18 protein-coding genes are annotated in these 25,401 nt (G+C 55.7%); 13 read left to right on the top strand and 5 right to left on the bottom strand.

What is annotated here, in order from left to right; all coding sequences use genetic code 11:
- Positions 1–4: 4 nt before the first annotated feature.
- Positions 5–2,131, top strand: a complete 2,127-nt coding sequence (locus JNB91_RS12275) for a right-handed parallel beta-helix repeat-containing protein (protein ID WP_220325797.1) — start codon at positions 5–7, stop codon at positions 2,129–2,131.
- A gap of 3 nt (positions 2,132–2,134) precedes the next feature.
- On the opposite strand, the gene JNB91_RS12270 is transcribed toward JNB91_RS12275, so the two are convergent.
- Positions 2,135–3,412, bottom strand: coding sequence for a glycosyltransferase family 4 protein (locus JNB91_RS12270; RefSeq protein ID WP_220325796.1), 1,278 nt, complete (start codon positions 3,410–3,412; stop codon positions 2,135–2,137).
- 479 nt (positions 3,413–3,891) lie between these two features.
- Here JNB91_RS12270 and JNB91_RS12265 point away from each other — a divergent pair, with 479 nt between their 5' ends.
- The 11 genes from JNB91_RS12265 to JNB91_RS12215 all read left to right on the top strand — a co-directional run bounded on the left by JNB91_RS12265 (position 3,892) and on the right by JNB91_RS12215 (position 15,352).
- Positions 3,892–4,713: a WecB/TagA/CpsF family glycosyltransferase gene (locus tag JNB91_RS12265; protein WP_220325795.1), complete on the top strand. Its 822-nt coding sequence runs from the start codon at positions 3,892–3,894 to the stop codon at positions 4,711–4,713.
- A gap of 92 nt (positions 4,714–4,805) precedes the next feature.
- Positions 4,806–6,251, top strand: coding sequence for a sugar transferase (locus JNB91_RS12260; RefSeq protein ID WP_346269315.1), 1,446 nt, complete (start codon positions 4,806–4,808; stop codon positions 6,249–6,251).
- Positions 6,252–6,293: 42 nt separating this feature from the next.
- Positions 6,294–7,337, top strand: a complete 1,044-nt coding sequence (locus JNB91_RS12255; protein WP_220325793.1) for a UDP-glucuronic acid decarboxylase family protein — start codon at positions 6,294–6,296, stop codon at positions 7,335–7,337.
- A 5-nt stretch (positions 7,338–7,342) separates the two neighbouring features.
- On the top strand, positions 7,343–8,401 hold the full coding sequence (locus JNB91_RS12250) for a glycosyltransferase family 8 protein (protein ID WP_220325792.1): 1,059 nt from the start codon (positions 7,343–7,345) through the stop codon (positions 8,399–8,401).
- Complete coding sequence (locus JNB91_RS12245) at positions 8,394–9,509, top strand: glycosyltransferase family 2 protein (RefSeq protein ID WP_220325791.1); 1,116 nt, start codon at positions 8,394–8,396, stop codon at positions 9,507–9,509. The genes JNB91_RS12250 and JNB91_RS12245 overlap by 8 nt, the downstream gene beginning before the upstream one ends.
- A gap of 330 nt (positions 9,510–9,839) precedes the next feature.
- Entirely contained in the window at positions 9,840–10,346 is a 507-nt protein-coding gene (locus tag JNB91_RS12240; protein WP_220325790.1) for an acyltransferase, read from the top strand.
- On the top strand, positions 10,343–11,383 hold the full coding sequence (locus tag JNB91_RS12235) for a Gfo/Idh/MocA family protein (protein ID WP_220325789.1): 1,041 nt from the start codon (positions 10,343–10,345) through the stop codon (positions 11,381–11,383). The genes JNB91_RS12240 and JNB91_RS12235 overlap by 4 nt, the downstream gene beginning before the upstream one ends.
- Entirely contained in the window at positions 11,380–12,483 is a 1,104-nt protein-coding gene (locus tag JNB91_RS12230) for a DegT/DnrJ/EryC1/StrS family aminotransferase (protein ID WP_220325788.1), read from the top strand. The genes JNB91_RS12235 and JNB91_RS12230 overlap by 4 nt, the downstream gene beginning before the upstream one ends.
- The gene (locus tag JNB91_RS12225) at positions 12,473–13,198 is read left to right on the top strand and encodes an acyltransferase (protein ID WP_220325787.1); all 726 of its coding nucleotides are present in this window, start codon (positions 12,473–12,475) and stop codon (positions 13,196–13,198) included. Before JNB91_RS12230 ends, JNB91_RS12225 begins: the two co-directional genes overlap by 11 nt.
- Positions 13,188–14,162, top strand: coding sequence for an NAD-dependent epimerase/dehydratase family protein (locus JNB91_RS12220; RefSeq protein ID WP_220325786.1), 975 nt, complete (start codon positions 13,188–13,190; stop codon positions 14,160–14,162). The genes JNB91_RS12225 and JNB91_RS12220 overlap by 11 nt, the downstream gene beginning before the upstream one ends.
- On the top strand, positions 14,159–15,352 hold the full coding sequence (locus JNB91_RS12215; protein ID WP_220325785.1) for a DegT/DnrJ/EryC1/StrS family aminotransferase: 1,194 nt from the start codon (positions 14,159–14,161) through the stop codon (positions 15,350–15,352). Before JNB91_RS12220 ends, JNB91_RS12215 begins: the two co-directional genes overlap by 4 nt.
- Positions 15,353–15,416: 64 nt before the next feature.
- On the opposite strand, the gene JNB91_RS12210 is transcribed toward JNB91_RS12215, so the two are convergent.
- From JNB91_RS12210 to JNB91_RS12195, 4 genes are all read right to left on the bottom strand, one after another.
- Positions 15,417–16,925, bottom strand: coding sequence for an O-antigen translocase (locus JNB91_RS12210; protein ID WP_220325784.1), 1,509 nt, complete (start codon positions 16,923–16,925; stop codon positions 15,417–15,419).
- Positions 16,926–16,983: 58 nt separating this feature from the next.
- Entirely contained in the window at positions 16,984–18,291 is a 1,308-nt protein-coding gene (locus tag JNB91_RS12205) for a polysaccharide biosynthesis/export family protein (protein ID WP_220325783.1), read from the bottom strand.
- Positions 18,292–18,567: 276 nt separating this feature from the next.
- Positions 18,568–19,269, bottom strand: a complete 702-nt coding sequence (locus JNB91_RS12200; protein ID WP_220325782.1) for a response regulator transcription factor — start codon at positions 19,267–19,269, stop codon at positions 18,568–18,570.
- A 206-nt stretch (positions 19,270–19,475) separates the two neighbouring features.
- Entirely contained in the window at positions 19,476–20,219 is a 744-nt protein-coding gene (locus JNB91_RS12195) for a response regulator transcription factor (protein ID WP_220325781.1), read from the bottom strand.
- A 651-nt stretch (positions 20,220–20,870) separates the two neighbouring features.
- Here JNB91_RS12195 and JNB91_RS12190 point away from each other — a divergent pair.
- Positions 20,871–25,148 (top strand): CheR family methyltransferase, encoded by a 4,278-nt coding sequence (locus JNB91_RS12190; RefSeq protein WP_220325780.1) that lies wholly within the window; start codon positions 20,871–20,873, stop codon positions 25,146–25,148.
- Positions 25,149–25,401: the final 253 nt, after the last annotated feature.

The raw sequence follows: 25,401 nt of genomic DNA, 5'->3' as shown, positions 1-25,401 counted from the left end.
TCTCATGAGTTCCGCGACCAGGCTGATTTCCTGCATAGCGCTCGCTGCTTTTACCCTGCAGTCGAGCCATATTGCCTCATCAAGATCGGACCAAGATGAGCCCAATCCGTTGCAACCGAATGTCAGCCGAGAGACGTGCGTTGACGCGTCACTGCCGACATCGCCGGCCAAGCTTGGCCGCACAATCTTGACCAATGCTGGCTCCAAACCCACCGATCGAACAGTTTTCTACGTCTCTCCTGACGGAGACGATGCTTGGAGCGGACGCCTTTCCATGCCGAACGCTCAGCGGACCGATGGCCCTTTTGCCAGGATCGAATTTGCGCGGGATGCGGCGCGGATGGCAAGTGGCCAAAGCACGATCGCAATAGCCGGGGGAGACTATTACCTGCCTCAGGCAATTGTTTTCGATCAGCGCGATGCGGGTTTGATTGTCGCGGCAAAGTGTAATGAAAGCCCGGTTTTACATGGGGGCTTGCGGATGCGGGACTGGACAATACTGGCTGATGGCCGGTGGACTGCACCGCTGAAGCTTCCCCCGGATGTGAGCGTGGGTAACCTCATCGTCAACGGGACGGTTCAACCTCAGGCACGGTTTCCGAATGCGCCTTCTGACGGCGACAAGCGCAAGGGATGGTTGTTTGCCGCCAAGTGCGAGCCGCCCATCGATGTCTGGGAAGGTAATACCCGGTTTTGCTATCATCCCGGGGATCTTCCCCCGTTAGACGATACCGCTGGGCTGGTCGCTCACATTGTCGGCGGCAACCAGCCTGGCACTCAATGGGGCAGCGATACGCTGCCCGTCGATATTATCGAAGCTGCGACACACACCGTCCGGACCGGAGGGACCGGCCATTTCTTCACCTCCGAAGGCAGTCGCTACTTCCTGGCCGGCGCCAAAGCCTTCCTCGATGCGGCAGGGGAATGGTGGTACGATCATCAAGGTGGCCAGCTAACTTACATTTCCGCTGATCGAAATCCGCCCGGACCTCATATGATCGCGGGGATTTTGCCGACATTCTTCAAGCTGGAAGACGCTGATGGGATGGTGGTGGCAGGCTTGTCGCTTCGCGATGGAGCGCCCGATGGAAGCGGCAAGTTTTATACCGAGACAAGAGGTTATGGCGCCATCAGACTGGAGCATTCCGACAATGTTAAGCTCTTAGGCAATGTTGTTACCAATGTCGGTGTCGGCATCCATGTGTCGGAGAGCAACAATGTCCTTATTGCCAACAACACTATTAGCAACACTGCCGGTAACGGGATCTATATGGGCAAGGATTGGGGTAGTCCCGGAAAATCGAACGGAGGCAAGATCCTGTCAAACAAGATCTCCGATATCGGAAAGGTCTTTTTTGAAACCGCCGGCATATGGTTCCAGGCAGGCAATGATATCAGGATCGCTGACAACGTCATCGAAAATACCGCTCAGTTCGGGATCGCAGGAGGCTCGATCTGGGGGCTCGAGGATGCCGTGTATGACGCTGTTATCGAAAAAAACGTGATCCGCAATGCCAATCAGCAAACAGCAGACGGCGCCGCCATCAAGATGATGGGCGTGCAGGGGGACCCGCTGAACAGTAGCATTCGCAACAATCTGGTAACCGGCACGGGGCATCTGATGAACCGGGCCGATGGGACATTCTGGCCTCCTGGTTATGAAGACATCTCCGAATGGCCCAGTCCGATCAGTTGGGCAATTTATACCGATGGCCGGGCGAGCGGCGTGCGCATCGAAAATAACACGCTCTCGGGCAATGTTGCTGCGATCGGCATCAATGGCGGCTGGAGTAATCTGGTCACGGGAAACCAGATCAGGAATGGCTCAGGCGCGGCCTTTCGCGTTGATGATGGAACCGGCAGGGGATGGCGACCGGATTGGGCAAACCCAAACCGCATAGAGGACAATACGGTCTCGGTCGATAACCGTGAGGGGCTTGCAGCTTACGTTTACGCTCCGTCTCACCAGTCCAGATATGTCCAATTCGCTCGCAATCGCTATATCGGCAAACTAAACGATCGAAGCTTCAGGGTAAGCCCTGGCTCAATGCCTGGGGGAGAGTATGGAAGTCTGTATGATCTCGAAAGGACGGGGCTGGACACGGGTAGCACGGTCGAACGTCCAGATTGATCGTCAACGCTTCAGTGATGCCGACGGCCTTGCCAAAAAGGCCGAATCCAAAGAAGGCGGCTTGTAGAATTGCTCTACCATTCGATGTGCGCGTTGCTGATGGCTGAAGCTGCCAGCTCGCTCCATCACGCCTTTCTTCAGCCGCGCCAGATGATTTTTGTCCTTGATGACGCGCGCAATGGCGGTGGCAAGTTGCTGCTCCACAGCCTTGGTATCCTGTCCTTTGGTTGAAACCACAAGGCCACAATCCGGATTGATTGCCAGCCCCGAGCCTCCCAAATCCAGGCAGACAACAGGCAGGCCGTGGGCCATTGCCTCTCCGATCACCTGAGCTGCAGAATCATGAAGGCTTGGGAACACGAATAGTTCATGCGTCAGGTAGAGTTGGTGCAACTCGCCGTAAGGCAGCTTTCCTCTAAATTTCACCCGCTCCTCTATTCCGAGTTCGGCCGCGATCTTGCGCAGATAGCCTTCCTCCGGGCCTTCGCCGGCAATCGTAAAAGAAAGGTCGGGAATCTCCGTACGCAGCCTTGCCAAAGCTCCCAGAGCCAACTGTACACCCTTCCAATATTCAAGGCGTCCTGCAAACAGGATCGAAGGTGCCTTCGATCCTTCCGTATCGACTTGTGAGGGCGGTCCGGCAACGCTCGGTGCATAGATATCCGCCACCAGAGACGTCTTCTTGTGCCACCATATCGGCACATGGCGGAGGGTGGCATGGTCGGTTACAAGGATCGCGTCGGCTTTGTATAGGCAGTACAGCACCATGGGATCGAACCGGCTGCAGATATTGAGAATATCGCGCTGTATTTCGATTTTCCATCCACGGCTGGGAAAGCCCTGTCTTAGCCGCCATGGCGTTGTTTCTCCTCCTCCAACCGGCCCAAAAACGAAACGAGGACCAAGACCGCCCAAAAACGAAGGCCAGCGTAGAACCGTCCATGTCAGATGATGAATCACGTCGAACGGTCGCTCGGCGTTCAGCCTGGCAACCAATTTGCGAGCCGTTACCTGCCACATGTAATAATGTTGACGGATCTTTTCAGCTTTCTGGTATCCTGGGCCTGCTCGACCAGGAACATCATGCCAGACGAAGTTCATTTGGCCAGGTAGACGATGATCAATGCAGTAACGCTCGATTGCATGACGGTGATGGCTGCCGCATGTAAGAACGGTAACGTCATGTCCCTGAAGAGCGAGCGCGCAGGCGAAATTCCAGCCCTTCGCCATCTCGGATCCTGCATCGGGTTCGCATGCATAGGCTGAAATCAGTACACGCATCATATTAGGTTCCAACTGTTAAGGGCGTGTCTGAGGCCTTCAAAAAAGGCGCGCAATCTTACTGAGAACTGGCGATGTCATCACTTCGGTACTGAGCGTCCCGTGAACCTCTGGATGCCGATTACGCTCTTATCGGCGTGGAAACAGGTTCAGGCCTCGGTCGCGTCTTCAATCTAGTGTTGGCCAGTGTCCGGCGTGGCTCATTTCGTAAATCACCTTTCACGCCGAGATTTGAAATCGCGAAGAATATCTTCTTTCCGGGCATCGATATCAAACTATCCATTTGGAGTAGGTTTGGCTTTGCAGAAATATAAAATGGGTGGGAAAGGTCATTTCAATCGCATCCAAACGGACGTTTCGTCGGTTTGCGATCAATTTTTCGCAATAATACTAAGGAATATGGCTATAGGTGGAAATATTGAAGAGAAATTGCTTCCGATATAATCCTGGCAGCAGATTGTATCGCGGAAGTAAATTTCATGAGAAAGCTGCCAGTCAATCCAAGCAAGACATCTTTCCGTGCTCCGGGCACATCCAAGACCTGGGTAAACGTTCTTGGAGTTCGCATCTCGGCAGTCGACCTCAAAACAGCTGCCGGGCTTATCCAGGCATCGATCGGAAGTGGCGAAAAGCACTATGTCTGCGTTCGTGATGCGCATGGCGTCGTTCGGTGCCAGGACGATCCGGTTTTGCGGTCGATCCACAATCGGGCTTTTCTCGTGACCCCCGATGGGATGCCGTTAGTGTGGGCGCTAAAACATGCGGGGCATTCGCAAAGCGGCAGGGTCTACGGGCCTGATCTGATGTTAGCGCTATTTGACGAAGGCAGATCTCAGAGCCTGCGCCACTACCTGTTCGGCGCAACGGAGCATGCCTTGGAAAAGCTACAGGCGAACCTCTTGAAACGATTTCCCGGCGCGAAGATCACCGGCGCCTATGCGCCGCCTTTTCGGGCGCTGTCGCAACAGGAGGAGGTGGATGTTGCCGACCGTATCAATCGCTCTGGAGCAGACATCGTCTGGGTCGGTCTTGGCAGTCCCAAACAGGAGCTCTGGATGGCGCGTATGCGTGACCATCTGGATGCCTCGATGCTGATCGGAGTTGGAGCAGCCTTCGATTTTCATGCGGGCCTCGTACGCCAGGCTCCGCGAATGATTCAACGAAGCGGCTTTGAATGGGCGTTTCGCCTTCTCTGCGAGCCGCAACGGCTGTGGCGTCGCTATGCGCGTGTCGTACCGACCTTCATATCGTTGAGTGCATTACAAAAACTGGGGCTTCGAGAGTTTCCCATCGAGGACTAATCCCGGGGACAATGGATTGGGAGCTATGCCCAAGGGGGAGTAGGATCATCATGCCATTTCCATTCCGAGCTAGGCTATCCGGACTGTCAAACGTGACTGCGGTCAGTGGTTTGGGAACAGTCCTGATCAGGCCCACCTTGTCCGCAACAGGTCAGAACGGTGCGGCGCAACTCGCTCAGCCGAAATTGTTGGACATTTCAGTCGCGCTGAAGCGCAAAATGACCAGGCTGACCGTGCCGTCAATTCTGATCATGGCTGATATTACTGCCTATCTGGCATCCTATTGTCTTCTTATATCCTATCTTTCCGGCACGTCGGTAAATATGCTGCCGGAGAGAGTTTTCATGCTCGCTGCATTGGCAGCGGTTGTTCTCAACGCATTGGCGGGCCTCTATCCCGGATATCGGCTGCATGAGCACGAGCATCTACATCGGCGCGCCACGGCCTTTATCAAGATAACACTCCTTTCCACGATCGGAGCACTGCTTCTGCCAGATGGGCAGGGGGTGGTTTCGAATATTGTCTTGTTCCTTGGTTTAGGGCTGATCTTTCAACTGTTTTTTCACCGGGGCGCACGGAGTTGGTGCCACAGGCTTGATATCTGGGGGGAACGGGCGGTGATCCTGGGCGAGCGCGATCAAGTCTCCAGGCTCGTGACGTATTTTAATGATCGCTGGCAGTTCGGGATCAAACCGGAATTGTCATCAGCCGACGTATCGGTGCCGTCTGCCAATAGAGCTGTGATCGCCTTGGTCGCTGGTGAGCTCAACGCCACGCTTCCAGACCTCGCGACACTTCGTCGAAAATTCGACGAGGTCATTCTTCTCTGCGATACGCCGGACTTGAAGATTAATGGCCTGCAACCCGCAGATGCACGGGGTGAGATCGGGCTGCGGCTGGCTGGAAGTGGAGACTTGGCCAATCCCCGGCTAGCGCACCGCATTCTGGATCTCGCAATAGCGGTGCCGGCATTGATAGTGCTTGCGCCATTCATCCTTGTTGCTGCCGCAGCGATCTACGCCATCGATCCAGGCCCGGTATTCTTCAGGCACACGCGGGAAGGATTGTCAGGCAAGCCGCTACGAATACTGAAGCTGAGAACAATGTACACAGATGCCGAAAAGCGTCTTGATACATTGCTGCGTACTAATCCCGTCATAAAAGCCGAGTGGGAAACCAGCTTCAAGCTGAAGAAGGATCCACGCATCCTGCCCTTCATCGGCCATGCGCTTCGGTCCAGCAGTTTCGACGAACTTCCGCAACTGGCGAATGTCATCTCCGGAGAAATGGCCATCGTTGGACCGAGACCGTTCCCGGACTATCACCTGAAGGCAATGGACACAAAATTTCGCGAGAAACGGCGTGCGATCACTCCAGGCTTGACTGGACTATGGCAGGTTTCCGCTCGAAGCGATGCGGATATCAGACAGCAGCAGCAGCTTGATGAATTCTATATCGATAATCGATCGCTGTGGTTCGATTTGCACATCCTCATCAGAACAATTCCCGCAGTCTGCAGGCGCAACGGGGCTTACTGAGCCTTCGGAGGGTCTTTCACCAAACTTACAAGGAGCAAGTCCATGCATGGACAGAAACGCGTTATGGTAAGCGGTGGTACCGGATTTTTGGGGTCTTTCCTGTGCGAAAGACTTTTGAAAGACGGCAATGATGTTCTGTGTGTGGACAATTATTACACGGGGTCACGCAACAATATCATCCATCTTCTCGACGATCCCCACTTCGAGGCGATCCGCCACGACGTCACCGTGCCTCTCTATGTCGAGGTGGACGAGATCTATAATCTCGCGTGCCCTGCATCACCAGTGCATTACCAGTTCGATCCGGTCCAGACGGTGAAAACAAATGTCCATGGTGCGATCAACATGCTTGGCTTGGCCAAGCGCACAAAGGCAAAAATCCTGCAGGCATCGACAAGCGAAGTCTACGGTGACCCGGCTGTTCATCCCCAAAACGAAGATTATCGTGGCAGCGTCAATCCGATAGGGCCACGGGCCTGTTACGATGAAGGCAAGCGATGCGCCGAGACGCTGTTTTTCGATTACCATCGCCAATATGGCGTAGACATTCGGGTGGCGCGCATTTTCAACACATATGGGCCGCGTATGCATCCCAATGACGGTCGCGTGGTTTCGAATTTCGTCGTCCAGGCGCTTCGTAACGAATCGATCACCGTCTTTGGAAATGGCATGCAGACCCGGTCGTTCTGCTATGTGGACGATCTGATCGACGGCTTGGTCCGCCTTATGGGCGCTCCCTCGGCATTGACGGGTCCGATCAATCTCGGCAATCCGGGCGAATTCCATGTCCGTGAGCTGGCGGAACTGGTGATCGAATTGACAGGCTCACGATCGGAAATTGTCTTCAAGCCGCTCCCTATAGACGACCCGACGCAGCGGAAGCCGGATATCAGTCGCGCAAGGCAGGAGCTCGGCTGGGAGCCGAAGATAGCCCTGCGCGAAGGTCTCGAAAAAACGATCGCCTATTTCGAGTGGATACTTTCGGGAGGAAAAGCGCCGGCGCGAGACTATGAGCCACGGCAAAGAAATACACCATATCGACCCCTTCAGGACCTTGGAGTGACCGTCCAAGATGGTGCGCGGTAAGTCCCATGGCTGCCGACGTCGATCAACCAGTCAAGGGGGCGGCCGTATTGAGGGGCGGGGCCAGGGATGCGGCTGCAGCGGCAGCCCCCCCCTTAACAGCAAAGCAGGCGTTTGGTCCGATCGTGTTCGCAGCCGATGCAGCATTTGCCGTACCTCTAGCAACAGCGCTAAGATCTCTGGCCGAAAGCAATATGCAGGCGTGGCCCCTCGATATTCATGTTATCAACGAGGGAATGGCCGACGCCACGAAACAGCGCATATTCAACTCGCTGCCTGAGAATTCGGCGACGATGACGTGGCATTCGATCGACACGTTTTCCTTTGCCAGTCGGTTCTCCACCCGACCAGGCATTTCGAGAATGACTTTTGCAAGGCTTTTGCTGCCGCGTTTTTTGCCGACCAATTGCAAGAGCGCACTCTATCTGGACGCGGACATTATCGTTCTCGATGCACTGGAGCCGTTATGGCGTCTTGATCTGGACGGTGCCATCATGGCTGCCGTCCCGGACTATTGTCTCGACAGGCTTGCCGCAGGCAACGGTTCCGGCGTCAAGACCAGTCTTCCGGTAGACCGCTACTTCAATGCAGGCATGATTTTCCTCGATTTGGAAAAATGGCGCAGCGAGCGGGTGTCCGAACGTGCGCTCGAATATCTGGACCATTTTCCAGAGACGGAATATGCGGATCAGGATGCCTTGAATTTCGCTTGTAACGGACGATGGAAAGAGCTGAAACAATGCTGGAATTTCCAGTTTGACCCATGCCAGGCGATTGCGCCCATCATGCGTGAGCAGAACCTCAGGATCGTTCACTTCGTCACCAACGTAAAGCCCTGGAAAATCGGGAGTTTGAGTCCCAATGTCGGGTTTTACGATGCGTATCGATCACGTACCCGCTTTGCCCTGACACTCCGCGAGCGGTTCTTCAGTGGCTCGAAGCGACTCCTCTCCCGGCTTTTTGTACGATCGGCGTTGCTGAGGTGGATGAGATTTCGGGTCAGATCTATCGGAAAAGGACGTGACTCGCAGCCTGTAATGGTTAATCAGGAATCTGAGCATGGATGAGATCAAACTGCGTCGGGAGGAGACGCCCAGCGACGGCCGGCATCGCGCGGGCGCGCAAAGTCCGGTTGCGCCTCAGAAGCATACCGCAAAAACTGTTGGCGGCTTTGATCCGCAACGCTCTCTTCGGGTTGATGTCGTCGTCCCCTGCTACAACTACGCCCATCTCTTGCAAGAATGCGTCGAAAGCGTTCTTTCGCAAGTGGGTGTTGATGTTCGCGTGCTCATTCTGGACGACGCGTCTCCCGATGACACGCAGGTTGTCGGTATGGACCTGAGCCATCGGGACAAAAGGGTCATCTACCGGCGGCACGACGTCAACAGAGGTCATATCGCAACCTATAACGAAGGCATCGATTGGGCGGAAAGTGATCTGTTTCTACTCCTTTCCGCAGACGATTATCTTCTGCCCGGAGCGCTCAGCAGATCGGCCCAGTTGATGCTTAAACAACCAAGTGTGGGGTTCGTTTTCGGCAACGCGATCATTTCCAGGCCGGACGGGACGACCCAAAGCTTCGATCCGATTGCGACGAACGGCATCAAAGACGTCATGGTATATTCCGGATCGGAGTTCATCCGACTGAGTGGAGCAACAAACATTGTTCCTACGCCAACGGCCGTTATTAGAACGGAGCTTCAGAAACATGTCGGGGGCTATCTCAAGGAACTCCCTCACGCTGGTGACATGGAGATGTGGCTGCGGCTTGCCTCTCATGCCGACGTGGGGTTCATCAATGAAGATCAGGCCGTATATCGCAGACATGACGCCAATATGTCCTTGAAATACTGCATGGATGACATTCTTCCGGATCTTCGACAGCGAAGAAAAGCGATCGAGATGTTGTTTCAGCAGGCCGCGTCCAATGTCCGGAAGGATGACGCGTTGCGACATTTTCTTTTCGGAGAACTCGGAAAAGAGGCGATAGGACAAGCCAGTGCAGCTTTCAACAGGCGGGACATCGCCGCAGCTGATGCCATTCAGCGTTTTGCCCTGGAGGTCTATCCTGAAGGGCGCAACTCCGCCCCCTGGGTCAACTTGGCATTAAAGCAGCTCGTAGGGCCAAGACTGTGGAGCTTTTTAAACTCCACATTTGGGCGATCGGTTGACTGAAATTCGATGGACTGCGTATCGCAGAACCCGACTTTGCGCCGACGGCATCAGATGCCGACGGAGTTCTGCAGGCCTGTTCGGGGCTGCTTAGCCGTGGATGGCCCGAAACCTCGAAAATCCTGCGGTTTTGCCGCCCAAACTCCCAAAATTGCAGAGATATACGCCTTTAGGTGAGGCCGCCTCGCCGTTTGTGTTTCTTTACTCGCACGGCCAAAAACAATCTTCTGGGATGACAGAATGTCGGCCCCGCAAGCGAAGCTATCGATGTTTCGTTTGGCCGTTGTGCCGGCAAAAAAAGTTTTCGGACGGCATGGCGAAGGGGCAGGGGGCATGATTTCATCCGACGTCGTTCTTCATGATGGTGCGGTCATCCATCATCCCGATCTGGTGAACCTCTACGGTTGCACGGTCGGCTCAGGCACTGCCATCGGCACCTTTGTCGAGGTCCAGAAGAATGCCCTGATCGGGCGCAATTGCAAAATTTCCAGTCATTCTTTCATCTGTGAAGGCGTGACCATCGAAGACGGTGTCTTCGTCGGCCATGGGGTGATGTTCACCAATGATATCTACCCGCGTGCGGTCAATCCGGATGGCAGTCGTCAGACGGCGGGGGATTGGGTCGTTGTTCCCACATTGGTCAGGCGCCACGCGTCGATTGGCAGCAATGCCACCATCCTGGCCGGCATCACGATTGGCGAGGAGGCGCAAATCGGTGCTGGCGCGGTTGTAACAAGGAATGTCCCCGATCACGCCATCGTAGCCGGCGTTCCGGCACGGATAATCGGACGGGTCGGCGATGCAAATCTCGCAATGCAATCGGTGGGGAGGGGGCGATGATCGGCTTCGCTGTTGTTGGGTACGGCTATTGGGGCCCGAACCTCGTGCGCAATATTTCCGAAACGACCCGTGCCGAGCTCGTCAGCGTCTGTGATCGCGATGCAGGTCGCTTGGAAAGTGTTCGCGGGCGATATCCGTCGGTCAAAACGACCACGGACTTCGAGGAAGTGCTTGCCGATTCAAAGGTGGATGCTATCGCCATCGCCACCCCGGTCTCCAGCCATTTCAGGCTCGCAATGCAAGCGTTGATGGCCGGCAAGCATGTCTTCGTCGAAAAGCCAATGGCGGCTACTGCCGAGGAAGCCTCACGCATGGTCGACGAGGCGCTGCGACGTCGCCTTGTACTCGCTGTCGATCATACATTTGTCCATACCGGAGCAGTCCGCAAGATGCGGGAGCTCGTCGAGAGCGGGCTGGGGGACATGTATTATTACGATTCCGTCCGGGTCAATCTTGGCCTGTTCCAGCATGATGTGAGTGTGATCTGGGATCTCGCGGTCCATGACCTTTCCATCCTGGACTATGTGCTGCCCGAAAAACCGGTCGCCGTTTCAGCGATCGGGATGAGCCACCTGATGGGGGAGCCAGAGAACATCGCCTATCTCACGCTCTTCTTCGAGAGCAAGATGATCGCCCATATTCACGTCAACTGGCTGGCTCCGGTCAAAGTCCGACGGACGCTGGTCGGCGGCAGCAGCAAGATGATCGTCTATGACGATCTCGAACCCAGCGAAAAAATCAAGATCTATGACAAGGGCATCACCATGAATGGGGATACCCATGCCGGTTACGGCGAGAAGGTTCATCAGATGCTCGTCGGTTATCGCAGCGGCGACATGTACGCCCCACGGCTCGATATGACCGAGGCGTTGAAGCATGAATTGAACGAATTCATCGATTGCATCGAGCAGAATGAAAGGCCGGTTGCCGATGGTTTTGCCGGGTTGCGCGTGGTGCGCATTCTCGAAGCGGCAACTAGTTCGCTGGCGCAGCGCGGTCGTGTGATCGAGCTTGAAGAAATGAGGCGGATAGCATGATCCCGTTGCTGGACCTCAAAGCGCAATATGCATCGATCAAGAGCGAGATCGATGCTGCAGTCCTCGGCGTGCTTGCTTCAGGGCAATACACGTTGGGCGATGAAGTCGCGAGTTTCGAACAAGAGTTTGCGGACTATTGCGGCGTCAGACATGCGATCGCCGTCAACTCCGGCACGAGCGCGCTTCATCTGAGCTTGCTTGCTGCCGGTGTCGGCCCCGGCGACGAGGTCATTACCGTGCCTTTCACCTTCGTCGCGACCGCTTCAGCGATCTGCTACGCCGGCGCGCGGCCTGTCTTCGTCGATGTGGAGCCGCAGACGCTCACCATCGATCCGGCGCAGGTAGAAGCGAAGGTCACATCTCGCACCAAGGCGATCGTTCCTGTCCATCTTTATGGCCAGATGGCGGATATGGATGGGCTGGAGGTCATCGCCGCCCGATACGGCATCGCCGTCATTGAAGATGCATGCCAGGCTCATGGGGCCGAATACAAAGGCCGCCGGGCCGGCAGTATCGGACGATCCGGTTGCTTCAGCTTCTATCCCGGCAAGAACCTTGGCGCCTGCGGCGAAGCAGGCATGGCCGTCACCAACGACGATGATCAGGCGAGTGCCATGCGAATGCTGCGGGATTGGGGGCAGGCGCAGCGCTATCACCACGTGTTGAAAGGCTTCAACTATCGCATGGATGCCATTCAAGGCGCTATTCTGCGGGTCAAGCTCCGGCATATCGAGGGCTGGACGGAGATGCGTCGCGCTCATGCCCGCCGCTATACTCGTCTGCTTGAAGCCATCCCCGATGTGAGCACACCCGTCGAGACAATCGGGCGGCGTCATGTCTATCACGTTTATGCCATAAGATCTTGCGGTCGCGACAGGTTGCGGCAGGTGCTCGCCGAACAGGGCGTCCAATCCGGGCTGCACTATCCCATCCCCATTCACCTGCAACAGGCGCATGCCGACCTGGCCTATGGAGAGGGTGACTTTCCGGTTTCGGAGGCCGCGGCACGCGAGGTTCTTTCGCTACCGATCTACCCGGAAATGACTACGTCACAACTCGATGTGGTGGTTGCGGCATTGGAGAGCGCCTATGTCGAGTGACGTCATGGGCCGGGTGCGCCATGTGCAGGCGGTTCACGGTCGCATCGAAAAGTCGGAAGACCCGGCCTACCTTGTGGGTTTGGGTGAGCAACTCAAGCTGACTTATGGTCATGCCGGCCTGATCGACGTCTATGGCCGCTTCGCCATCGGCGATGGCTTTATCGACGCCGTGATGCGCAGCGCCATCTGGCAGGGTCTTGCCCGCCGCTGCGGCTCATCTCTGCAGGTGGCAAGCGGGGCGGGCTTCAAGCATCCGGAAACCTTCGAAATCGGCGACGGCGTCTTCATCGGTTCCCAAGCCTATATCCAGGGTCGTTTCGACGGCAGATGCGTCATCGGCGATCATGTCTGGATCGGCCCTATGGCCTATTTCGATGCGCGTGACCTGATCGTGGAGGAATATGTCGGTTGGGGACCTGGCGCCAAGTTGCTTGGGTCTTCCCACACGGGCATCCCGTTAAACGTCCCGATCATCCGCACCGACCTCGAGATCAAGCCGACCCTTATCGGCGCATGGGCCGATATCGGAACAAACGCGACCATCCTTCCGGGCGTGCGCGTCGGCAAGGGCGCCATTGTCGGCGCAGGCGCGGTGGTCGTTTCCGATGTCGAGCCCTATGCCGTCGTGGCAGGCGTCCCGGCAAAATTCATACGCTGGCGCATGGACAACGATCCCAGCGTGACGACATTTCGTGAGGAACATCATGAAGGGTAAGCGCATACTTATCACCGGCGGCGCCGGGCTGATCGGCTCACATATTGCCGATCTCGTTGCAAGAGAACAACCGAGCAGGATAGTCGTCCTTGACAACTTCGTGCGCGGACGCCGTGAAAATCTTGCCACGGCGATGAGCCTGTCCCCCGTTGATGTGATTGAGGGAGACATTCGCGACAGAACCTTGCTTGCGTCGGTGTGCCAGGATGTCGATATAATCTTCCATCAGGCAGCCATCCGGATAACGCAATGCGCCGAAGAGCCGAGGCTCGCCTTCGAAGTGCTCGCGGAAGGCACTTTCAATGTTCTCGAAGCCGCCGTGAATGCAGGCGTTTCGAAAGTCGTTGCCGCTTCTTCGGCGTCTGTGCTCGGGCTTGCCGAGAGTTTCCCGACGACTGAGGCGCATCACCCCTATAACAATCGCACGCTCTATGGTGCAGCGAAAACCTTCAATGAGGGGTTGCTGCGAAGCTTTAACGACATGTACGGGCTTCAGTATGTCGCGCTGCGATATTTCAATGTCTACGGCCCCCGCATGGACGTACATGGGGCCTATACCGAAGTACTGATACGCTGGATGGAGCGTTTGGCTGCTGGCTTGCCGCCGATTATCTACGGAGACGGCAGTCAGACCATGGATTTCGTCCACGTTCGCGATATCGCCCGGGCGAATGTGCTGGCTGCGAAATCCGAAGTCAGCGATGAGGTTTTCAATGTCGCTAGCGGGGAAGAGACAAGTCTCCTGGAACTTGCGCAGCTGCTCAGCAAAGTGATGGGCTCGGCACTGCAAACCCACCACCAGCCGGCAAGAGCGGTCAACGGTGTCACGCGCCGCCTTGCAGACACGGCCAAAGCGCAAGACCAGCTTGGTTTCAGGGCAGATATCAGCTTGGAAGATGGGCTGCGCGAGCTCGTCGACTGGTGGCGGCTCAACATGGCTGCGGCAGGAGGGCGAGCTGCATGATCGCGTCGATACCCTCCATTCCAGTTGCCCGGCCTGCCTTGGGAGAGCAGGAGGCCGAGGCCGTAAGACGGGTCATCCATTCGGGTTGGGTTACCCAGGGGCCGGAAGTGGCTGCCTTCGAGGATGAATTCGCAGCCTTTGTCGGCGCTACGCATGCATGCGCCGTTTCCAATTGCACGACCGCACTTCACCTTGCGTTGAAAGCGGTCGGTGTCGCTGCGGGCGACGAGGTCATCACCGTCAGTCATTCCTTTATCGCGACCGCAAATGCGATCCGCTATTGCGACGCTTTGCCGGTTTTCGTCGACATCGAGGCGGGTGGTTACAATATTGATCCGAACCTCATCGAGGGGGCGATCACGCCCCGAACGAAGGCGATCCTGTGCGTACATCAGTTGGGCATGCCTTGTGATCTGCGTGCGATCGTCGAAATCGGGAAACGCCGCTCCATACCGATTATCGAGGATGCGGCCTGCGCGACAGGCAGCGAAATCCTCTGGAACGGACAATGGGAAAAGATTGGAAAGCCGCATGGAGACATTGCCTGCTTCTCCTTTCATCCGCGAAAGGTGATCACCACCGGCGACGGTGGCATGCTGACAACCTCCAGTCCGGAATGGGATCGCAAGTTCCGGTTATGGCGCCAGCATGGCATGAGTGTTGCCGATACCGCGCGTCATGGATCGAAACAGGTCATCTTCGAAGATTACGAAGAGTTGGGCTATAACTATCGCATGACGGATCTGCAGGCCGCCATCGGCCGGGAACAGTTGCGGCGCTTGCCGGGGCTGGTCAGGGAGCGGCGACAATTGGTCGGGGCCTATTGCGCGCAGTTGTCATCGATCGGATTGTCTCTACCCATCGAGCCGAAATGGGCCCGAAGCAATTGGCAAAGCTTTTGTGTGGGACTGCCTTTTGAATTGGATCAGCGAGCCGTCATGCAGATGCTGCTTGATCAGGGGATCTCCAGCCGACGCGGCATCATGAATATCCATTTGGAAAAAGCCTATAGCAGTCACAACAGTCATCGCGCGGCGACACTTCTTGACCGGAGCGTGTCGGCGCAGGAGGAAACGATCATCCTGCCGCTCTACAGTGGAATGACGGATATCGAGCTACTACGCGTCACCGAGGCCTTGCGCCAACATTGTGCCGAGGCCATAAAGGATGGTCCGCTTTTGATCTCATAATCAGGACGTCTGTTCCGCACCATCCAGTTCTGGTCGCTTATCTGCGCAGTGGATGATGTGCCCATCACACCCATTTCGTGACCCATCCCCTGATGATTGCCGGCAGGGCCTCCGGTGGAAGTAGTCGCACCAGCCGACGCAAGGAATAGAGCGACATTAGGATCACCGCGACCGACCCTGTCGATAGAGCGAGCCAGAGCGGCAGGTTGCCGACGGCCAGAAATACCAGTGCCGATAGCGACAGCATGATCAATCCGTGCCGGCGGTTCGCTGCGGACCAGCGAAAGCCGGTAAGGCGTCGAACCACCATGTAGATCAAAACGCTGTGCCAGAGATAAAGACCGAAAAATGCGACACCGGATCCCGAAACGCCGAGCTTTGGCACAAGAAGCCAGGCCAGGCCCAGATGCACGACGGTTGCGGCCACTTCCGTACAGAGGAAGATTTTCTGCGCGCCTTTCGCCACGATGATAAAACCGACCGGCCAGACGATAATGCGAAGCATCATGCCGAGACAAAGCCAGCGCAGAAGCTCCACTGCGCCCTGAAACTGGGCGGAATAGAACAGGCTCATGATGAAGGGGGCTAGTGTCAGCGTCGCAAGCAATCCTGGCCCCGCCAACAGCATGCTGATTTCGGCCTGTTCGTTGACAAGCCGGTTACAGTCATCCTTGTCGCCGATCGCCGCCGTCAGGCGCGGATAGAAATCGGTACCCATCGCCTGCAGAATGAAGCCGGTGTAAAGACCGCCGATGGCCCAGGCGGCCTGATATAGTCCTGCCGCCTCCACGCCTCCGTTTGTCAGAACAATGATGCGGATGAGATAGGCTGTGCCGAATGTGAGCAGCGTGCTTATCATGAACGCGACGCCGAGGCGAAGCAGGGCGGTCGATTCCACTCGAAACTGACGGGCAGACAAGGACGCTACCGGCAATCTGATCTGTCTGCTGAACCACCATATGGAAAAAGCTGAAAGCGCGGCTGTCCCCACAAGGGCCGGCGCAATCGCTTGGCTCCCGAACAGGTAGATCAAGGGAATGGTGACAATCGTGGCAAACAAGCCCGAGAGCACGTTGATATAGGCAAGGCTTGAGATGCCGCGCAAGCCCTGTATCAACGCACTTTCTCCCGAAGACACCAGCCTGAAGAAAACGGCAAGAGCAAGCAGGAAGATGGCGCTGACATGCTGATGGTCACCGAAGGTCAAGCTGGATATCGGAAATGCCAGCCCGGCGAGAAGAAGGACACCAAGCAAACCGAGTAAGACCGACAGACGCCTGAGCGACGCCGCTGTTCGCGACACGCGCGTGTCGTCACCGCTACCTGCAGCCTCTGCAACCTGACGCACGCCGCTGCCGCCAACACCCAGCCCGGCAATGGCCTGCGCGATATCGATAATGGAACCGTAAAGGCCCATCAGCCCCACGCCTTCGGGGCCGAGAAAAACAGCCATGGCTTTGTTGCGCACGATGCCAAGCGCAACATTGATGAGGGAAGAGCCACCCATCCATATCGTTGACTTAAGGATCTGGGTGTAGGTCTGACTGCGCGATGGTGTCAGGGGGTAGGTCATCGAATGTCCCTGCTGCTTCCTCGCGTCCTGACAGGCACGCAAGGATGACTGTCCTGCGTTATTGGCTAGCCTGATCGGGGAGTGTTCCCGTTTCGGGAGTTGGAACGGGCGGCGCTCCGAACGATCCACCGGAAAGCAGAGGTTGGGTAACCTTGACGACATCGCCTGGAACCAGTGTCGTTGTTTCGGAAGCGATAAACTGGTTGATCTGCCCGTCTCTCCGTCGGCTCACGGTAAAGACAAGCGGCAGGTCTTCGCCCGTCCGTTGCGAACCATCGTCATCCAGGAGGTTCTCGATGAGCAGCTTCTGTGTCGTTTCCCTTTTCATTTTCAACTGGTCGAAATTCGCCTGCTCCGATTGCAGTTCGGATGCGATTTCGCTTCGCCGCGTGTCATGGAGGCCCTCGAGGTTTCTCCGTGCCTCGCTTATCCCTTGGCGAGCCCGCATCATTGCGGTGAGAATATCGAGACGATCTGCGCGATAGGCCGTGAGCAACCGTTCCAGCTCCAACTGGCGCGAGGTGATCGCTAGGCCCTGTTCAACCAGGTTTCTGACGCCATTCAGTTGATCTTCCACGGATTTGACATTGGCTTCCGCACCCTGCAGTTTTTCCTTCAGCGTATCGACCTCGGTATTCAGCAGGTCGCCCAATTCCGTAAAAGCTCTTGATTGCCTCTCCAGTGCATTGGATCGGGTCTGGCTTATGACCCGTTCCTGGTCGAAAATCGCCGCAGCATATTGCCGGTCGACGTCGGTCGGCTTGTCGAAGGTGATGTCTGTGGTTCCTGCCATCTCTGCTCGAAGTCGCGCCAATTTTGCAGAATGCCGCAACAGCGCCTGTTCGATTTCCTGCAACTCGCCTTTGAGGTTGATTGTCTGCACATGCTGTTGGCTTGCGGCGCGTCGCGGTCCGCCACTCATCGTCAAAGACTGCAATACGGTAAGGCCAGGGTAGAACTTGTATTCTCCAGGCCGAGAAACCGCGCCAGTAATATAGATAGGTGGGTATTCGAGGACTTCGAGAGTAACCGTAGGTCGCTGGACCAGACTGATTTTCTCCTGAAAACGCTTGGCAATTTCGTCCGCCAGATCACTGACATCCATCGACCCGACCGGAACGCGACCTATAAAGGGCAAAAAGAGAGCATTCGTGTCCGAAACCGTATATTCGCCGCTTATCGCATCCCATCGCTCATATTGGCTTTTGGATGAAGACCACTGGACGACGGTCATCTGCACCTTGGACTGCGGTGCAATCGGTGCGCTATCGGCGAGGGCCGGCGATACAATGCCGATAAGTATCATGCAGGTGCTCAAAACTGCATTCGAGCAGAACATGCGTGCGTTGAAAAAAAGCTGCCTCATATGATTGTCCAGCCGTGATGTATCCTCTTCGGATGCGGTTTCGACGCTTGGATGCCTTGCCATTTTCGGACCCGAAGCACTGCTCAGGTCCACAATGCCAATATGCTGTCTGAGCCATTTTTGCCGAAGTTGGAGGTGTTCCTGCCCGCCTCATCCTTCTTGATGAAGGAGACGCGAATATCTAACCCGGCCGTCCGCCTCTACCGATCGGCAGAGCATGATTGGCGGGTGCCGCTGCAGATCTGCCAAGCGTCAGGTTTGGACGTCTGGCTCCAGCTATCGTGCACATGCAATGTCACCGAGCTTGTAGGCGACTTCTGTACGATTGGTGGCCCCGAGTTTGCGCATGATGTTGCGAACATGAACCTTGACGGTGCTTTCGCACAACTCGAGTTCCAGCGCGATATCCTTGTTGCCCTTGCCACACCGTAGTGCCTCGGCAATGGCGAACTGGCGCCGCGTGAACTTTACCGGTGACAGAGGTTTATGCGATGTCAGGCCAAGAACATTCCCGATGCTCAACAGGCTGCTCGCAGGAATGAAGCGGCCGCCGGCAATCGCCAGGCTGATGGCCTGGATGCAGATGTCTATACTCACGGAGTTCGGCAAGTAGCCTCTCGCGCCGAGGGAGATAAGGTCGAGAACTGCACCGATGTTCTCATCATCCGACATGACCACGACAGCCGCTGGCGATACGGCAGTCACGACCTGGGCAATTTCGATCGTCGCTTCGTCTCGCACATGTGCCGCATAAAACAGGACCACGGCCGGCAAGCCTATGTCATCCCTTGCAGCTTCCCAGTCAGCCAACCTGGAGAAAGTCAGGACGCGCCGGCTTATCTGATGAGATGCGAGGCTATGAGCAAGGCATTCCCGCTCGAGCGTCCGCCGGTCAATTAGGGCAACATAACCGCCATCTGCGTGGAAGCCCGGGCCGAACTCCGCCCGATTAAACGCATTGTCTTCATTCAGCATCATCGGAAATCACTCCTCTACCGCTACACGCGACAAGCCATCCAGTTTTCTTTCTGATCGGGAACTGTCCGCTATGTCTTCCCGCAACCAAGCCGTTTTTTGCCGCAGCCACAGCGCCCGGGTATCGGCCGGCCTGCAACCTACTTGCTATTGAAGACAAGCTATCGGGGTCTGAAAAGGTATCCAGTCGTGGGGGCCGTTTACAGGCCTCAATGTTGGTACATGTCCGATATCTTGAAGATGACTTCCGTGCGGTTTCTCGCGTTCAGTTTCTTCATGATGTTTCGGATATGGACCTTTACTGTGCTTTCGCGAAGCGTAAGTTCGTACGCAATGATCTTGTTTGGTTTGCCTTGGCTCAGAGCGTCGATCACATCCGCCTCGCGTTGTGTGAACATGGCGGCGCGGTGACGCTCACGTTTTTCCGCAATGGCCATAAGTTGCGGAAGGTCATCGAGGGTTTCAGCGGAAATGAACGCGCCGCCGGCTAGAGCCAGCGAAATAGCATTGACGCAGACCGTCAATCCGATTGCCGAAGAAATATAGCCGCGTACGCCCACTTCGAATGCTCGTAAGACCTGACGAAGGTCGCGATTGTCGGCCAGAATGACGACATGCACGGCCGGGAAATCCTTGATCAGGCCCTGCAGATCTTCAAGGAATGTGTCGTTGTAGAAGTCACCGTGCCCGATATTTATGAGTATGCCTGCGTGACGTGGCCCCGATGCTCTTCTCCAACTATCTATGGACGAGAATACATCGACGGACATATCGAGGCCATGGGCAACAAGGCTTCTTGCCAGGCATTCGCGATCCAGAGCGCGATCATCGATAATGGCCAGTTTGCGGGGATCGCAGCTGGGCCGTATCGCTATTTCTACTTGAGAATTGGCCAAGGGGCCGAATTTGGACAGAGCTGCGGTCTGATCATAGGTTTTGATGGCTACGGCCATTTTTGTCTCCCCATTGGATCTCGGCGCTGACATGCCCGCCAGCTTAACCGATCCGTTTCAGTTCGCCCTGTTTTGATCCCCCGGAATAAGAGTCTTCGCGCCTGAGAAGTAGGGACGTCAGAACGATACGCTACATCTCATGTGCGCTGTTCTACAGTTACGGCGGGTACCCCTTCCGTCGAAACTTGGTCTCGCAACTACTCACTTTGTATTTTCTAAAGCGTCTGTGATGGAGAGATACTACGATATAGTAGTACAGCTATGAAAGCTTCGGAAAATACCTATAGATGTAGTTATGTTGATTTGACAAATAATCTCTCGTTTGCGCATTTTTGCAATGCAAAAATAAGTATAGTTCGAAAAACAGTGTCGACTTTTCTCCTAAAGACTTATACTGTCTCGATATCGTACACCTTAAACGCATGGGACCCGCAGGATCGTGGGGCGGTACCATGCTTGGAGGGAGCCTGACATCGGCGGGCGGAACGATTACCTACAGTGATATATCTGCATGACGTTTCAATATGGTTGTCGTGTCGGTCCCCCGCCGCAGGAGGTTACCTTCTGCCGGCCTGCGGCGATGGACGGAACGCGATCTTGCTTTGGAAAATGCTGGCTGGGAAGCAACGATAAAGCACTCATGTGAAAACAATGTCTGGGGCAAACGCCGAATACAAGGTTGTGGGAATTGGTGCCTCATCGGGCGGGCTCAGTGCGATAAGGGCACTTTTGCGAGGGCTTCCAGCCCGGAGCGGATGTGCCTTCCTGCTGGTGCAGCATCTTCATCCTGCACATGAAAGCATGCTCGTCGAGCTTCTGGCTGATTTCACCACTCTGACGGTCGTTGAAGCGGTCAGCGGGGCCCAACTGGAGCCGGAGCACCTCTACGTCATACCTCCGGGCGTCTACATGTCCGTCGAGGCCCGGCAAATCCGTCTTAGTCGGGATCCCGAGCACCGTGGAGTGCGGCTTCCATTCGATTTCCTGATGTTATCTCTGGCAAAAGAATACGGCCAAAGGGCAATCTCCGTGATCCTGTCGGGAACCGGGTCTGACGGGTCGGCGAGTGCTCCCGTCGTGGAAGCCGCTGGTGGTCTGGTTCTGGTGCAGGAGCCAAGGGAAGCTGAATTCGAGGGGATGCCGCGGAGCGCAATTGCCTTTTCTGCCGGCGCCGTAGTCCACCCAGTTGCTGGTATCGCCGAAGCTATCATCCGTTATCAGCCGTCAGTGACGGATAGCCCCTCAGCAGCCGTGACAGACCGAGACCAGAAGAATCTTCTACCGCAGATCATCGAAGTGCTGAGACGCTTAACCCCTAATGACTTTTCGTCCTACAAACATGGGACACTGCAGCGCCGCATCGAAAAACGCCTCACGATTCTAGGTATTCCCGAAGACAAGGCTGAACACTATCTCGACATCCTGAAGGATAGTGAGGAGGAACGGCGATATCTTGCGAAAAACCTTCTGATCAATGTCACGGGGTTCTTTCGTGACATCACTGTTTTCGACTTCCTTCGTTCACGCATTATCCCCGACCTGGTCCGCGCCAAGCTCAGTGGCGAGACCGTGAGGATTTGGGTGGCTGGCTGCAGCACTGGCGAGGAGGCTTATTCGCTTGCGATCCTCTTTCTCCAGCATATCAGATCTTCAGGGCTGGCAATCAAAGTGCAGGTGTTCGGATCGGATGCCGATCCGGACACTATCGCCATCGCCAGGCATGGTCACTATCCGCACTCTGTCGTCCAGGCCGTCCCACCAGAGTTTCTCAACGACTATTTTACCCGCGACGATACCGGTTACAGTGTTGTGCCGGAACTTCGCGATAGCGTTATCTTTGCCGTCCACAATGTCTTGAGCGACCCGCCCTTTTGCAACATAGACCTCGTCTCCTGTCGCAATCTGTTGATCTATCTTGAGCCGGATGCCCAGGCCAAGGTGCTCGCACTGTTGAATTTTGCACTGCACGAAGACGGTGTGCTGCTTATCGGGAAGTCTGAGACCGTCGGTAGAATGGAGGACCGATTCAGGCTCGTTTCCAAAGCCGAGCGGATTTACCGACGACTTGCTGGCCAAGTCGCCGACGACCTGCACTTCAAGATGACAGCGATCAATAACCCCATCATGCCGGCATTGCCTGTCAAGATAGACAGGATTGAACATCAGAACACGTTGGGTGCTCTCATTTCACATGCCTTGCTCGACCGACATATTCCTCCTGCTATTCTGATCAATCGCAAAGGGGAATACCTTTACTCGATCGGTCCGACGGAGAAATTCCTTCAGTTCGCACCCGGTCCTGCATCCAGTAACCTATATGCCATCACGCCGAAGTCCCTTCACAACAAGATCCGCTCGGCGATCCATCGCGCGGCTCGTGACGATAAAAGGTTTGTCGCCCATGGTGCGAAAATGAAAGTCGACGGTGTCGATCTGCAATTCAGTATCGATGTCGATCCCCTTTCAGACCATAACAGGGAACTGTTCCTGATCTGCTTTATCGAGGAACGCCCCGCGGCTGGACAGGCTGGTCTTGCGTCAGTTGCGGGCGCCGATGCCGTGCGCCTCGTGGAGCTCGAGCTGGAGGAGACCCGTGCGGAGCTGCAGGATGCCATTCGTAGCCTCGAAATCGCCGGACGAGAACACAAGATCATCACTGCCGAAGCACTATCGCTGAACGAAGAGTATCAGTCCGCCAACGAGGAACTCGTAACGTCCAAGGAAGAGTTGCAATCGTTAAATGAGGAACTGACCTCGCTGAACAGTCAACTGCAAGAAACATTAGAGCGCCAGCAGTCTATCTTCAGTGACCTCGAGAATGTCCTCTTCAGCACTGACGTTCCCATGCTTTTTCTCGATGTGTCGCTCAGGATCCGGTTTTTTACGCCGGCAATGCAATCGCTTTTCAACGTCTTGCCTTCGGATGTTGGTCGACCTTTCTCCGACCTGAGCCCCTTGGCTGACGACATTAGCTTGTCGACGGATGCGATCGCGGTTCTGAAAACGGGCAGCTCGATCGATAAGGAGACCGCGGCGCGCGACGGTCGCTGGTATATTCGCCGGATCAAGCCTTATCGAATGAAGCAAGGAAGCATCGAGGGTGTCGTCATCACCTTCATCGACATGAGTGTCCAGAAACAAATCGCGGAGAGCAGGGAGTCTGCCAAAAGAGCTGCGGAGCTTGCGACGGAAGCCAAGTCAAAACTTCTGACGGCCGCAAGCCATGATCTGCGGCAACCACTGCAGACATTGAAGCTTCTCCACGGGCTTTTGGAAGAAAGCGCAGAGGACCCCCAATCGCGTGTTTTGGTCAAGCGAATGGAGGAAACGTTGGCCTCGATGTCGGGCATCCTCAATACCGTACTGGATATCAATCAGATCGAAGCCGGCATCGTGCATCCGCAGCTCGAAAGCTTTACGGTGAATAGCATTCTGGAGCGGTTGGAGCGGGAGTTCTCTTATCAGGCCAAGGTGAAGGGGTTGCAGTTGCGTGTCGTCTCTTGCGAGCTTGCGGTCCATACCGATCCTCGTCTTCTGGAGCAGATTATTCGCAACCTCCTATCCAATGCGTTGAAGTACACATTGAAGGGCAGAATTCTGGTTGGCTGCCGGCAAAAAGGCGAGAAAATCAAATTGCAGGTGTGGGACACTGGTATCGGGATCCCCGAAGACCAGGTTGATAATGTCTTTAACGAACATCATAGGGTCGATGCGAGCCGTGAGGACAGGGAATCCGGGCTGGGGCTTGGTCTCTCGATCGTCAAACAGCTGAGCGACCTGACTGGTCTTAGAGTATCCGTTTGTTCGACATCCGGAAAAGGATCGGTATTTTCGGTCGAGATCGACAGGGCGCCTGTGGGCAGTCCGCACGTGTCTCAGCCGCCGACGATAAGCAAAGCTCAAGGTCACCCAAGTGCTTCTATCCTCGTGATCGAAGATGAGGAGGGAATGCGCGATCTTCTGGAAATCGGGCTGCAGCAGGCCGGTTATGTCGTGGCCGTAGCAGCGAATGGTTCTCAGGCCGTCAGTCTCGTGCAGAAAGCAGAGTTTGCACCGGATATCATTCTCGCCGATCTCAACCTGCATCCAGGAATGGACGGGGTTTCGGCGATCATCAATATCCGTGATCTGTTGGGCCGGGCGACGCCTGCACTGATCCTGACGGGCGATATCTCCAGCGTTACATTGCGCAAGTGCATGCAACATAAAATTGCGCAGCTGAACAAGCCGGCCAAACTCAGGGATATTGTCAACGCGATAATTGCCTTGCAGACACAAGTCCCGGATCTCGAGGGCATGCGCGATCCAGGCAGGGCGCGGGAGAGTATGTGCTCGCTGGTTGAGATTATCGACGACGATGCGGGTGTGAGAGACAGCGTCCAGGTCTTTTTTGGTGACGACGAATGGTCCGTCACGACTTATGTCTCGGCGGAGGACTATCTGGCGGGATACGATCCGAACAGGGCAAGCTGCTTGCTGATTGATGCCCATCTGCCCGGTATGAGTGGTCTTGATCTTTTGCGAACCCTGAGGGAGAGGCACCATCGGTTTCCGATGATTATCGTTACCGGACACAGCGACGTGCACATGGCTGTCGAGGCCATGAAACGAGGTGCGGTCGATTTTGTCGAAAAGCCGTTTTCCTCACAGGAGATCCAACTGAGTGTTCGCAAAGCCCTGGCTTCGTCGAGCAGCATTAATGAGCGCTCCGAACGACGTGACGCGGCCAGAAGAACGCTTAGCGTTCTAACAACCCGGCAGCGCCAGATCCTGGATCGCATTTTACGTGGTCAGCCGAATAAGATCATCGCCGCGGAGATGGAGATCAGTCAGAGAACAGTGGAAAATCATCGCGCTTCGATCATGCGCCGCACAGGGGCAGCCTCGTTGCCGATGCTCCTGCGCATTGTCGTCGCCGCCGAGGAGTAGCTGTTGCGGTTTGCCGCGTGACCACCACGAAGGTCGTGTGGGCGCCCGCCCTAAAACGCCTAGCTTTGTCACCGTTGATCCCCAATAGCGGAGGAATCTACCACCTTCGGCCAGAGGCGTAGAACAAAAGAGCGAGGGCCGCAGCGCTTTTGAAAGCAGGCTAGAGAATTCGAGGTAGGCAAACCCCATTTGTACGAGTTGCACTTGAGGTGTGGGTGGATGGAATATCAGCTATGTCGCCGCGCATGACGCT

Source organism: Aliirhizobium wenxiniae (assembly GCF_019511445.1).
GTDB classification, from domain to species: Bacteria; Pseudomonadota; Alphaproteobacteria; order Rhizobiales; family Rhizobiaceae; genus Neorhizobium; species Neorhizobium wenxiniae_A.
Note: the sequence above shows the minus strand (reverse complement) of the source record. Positions and strands in the feature narration are given on the sequence as shown.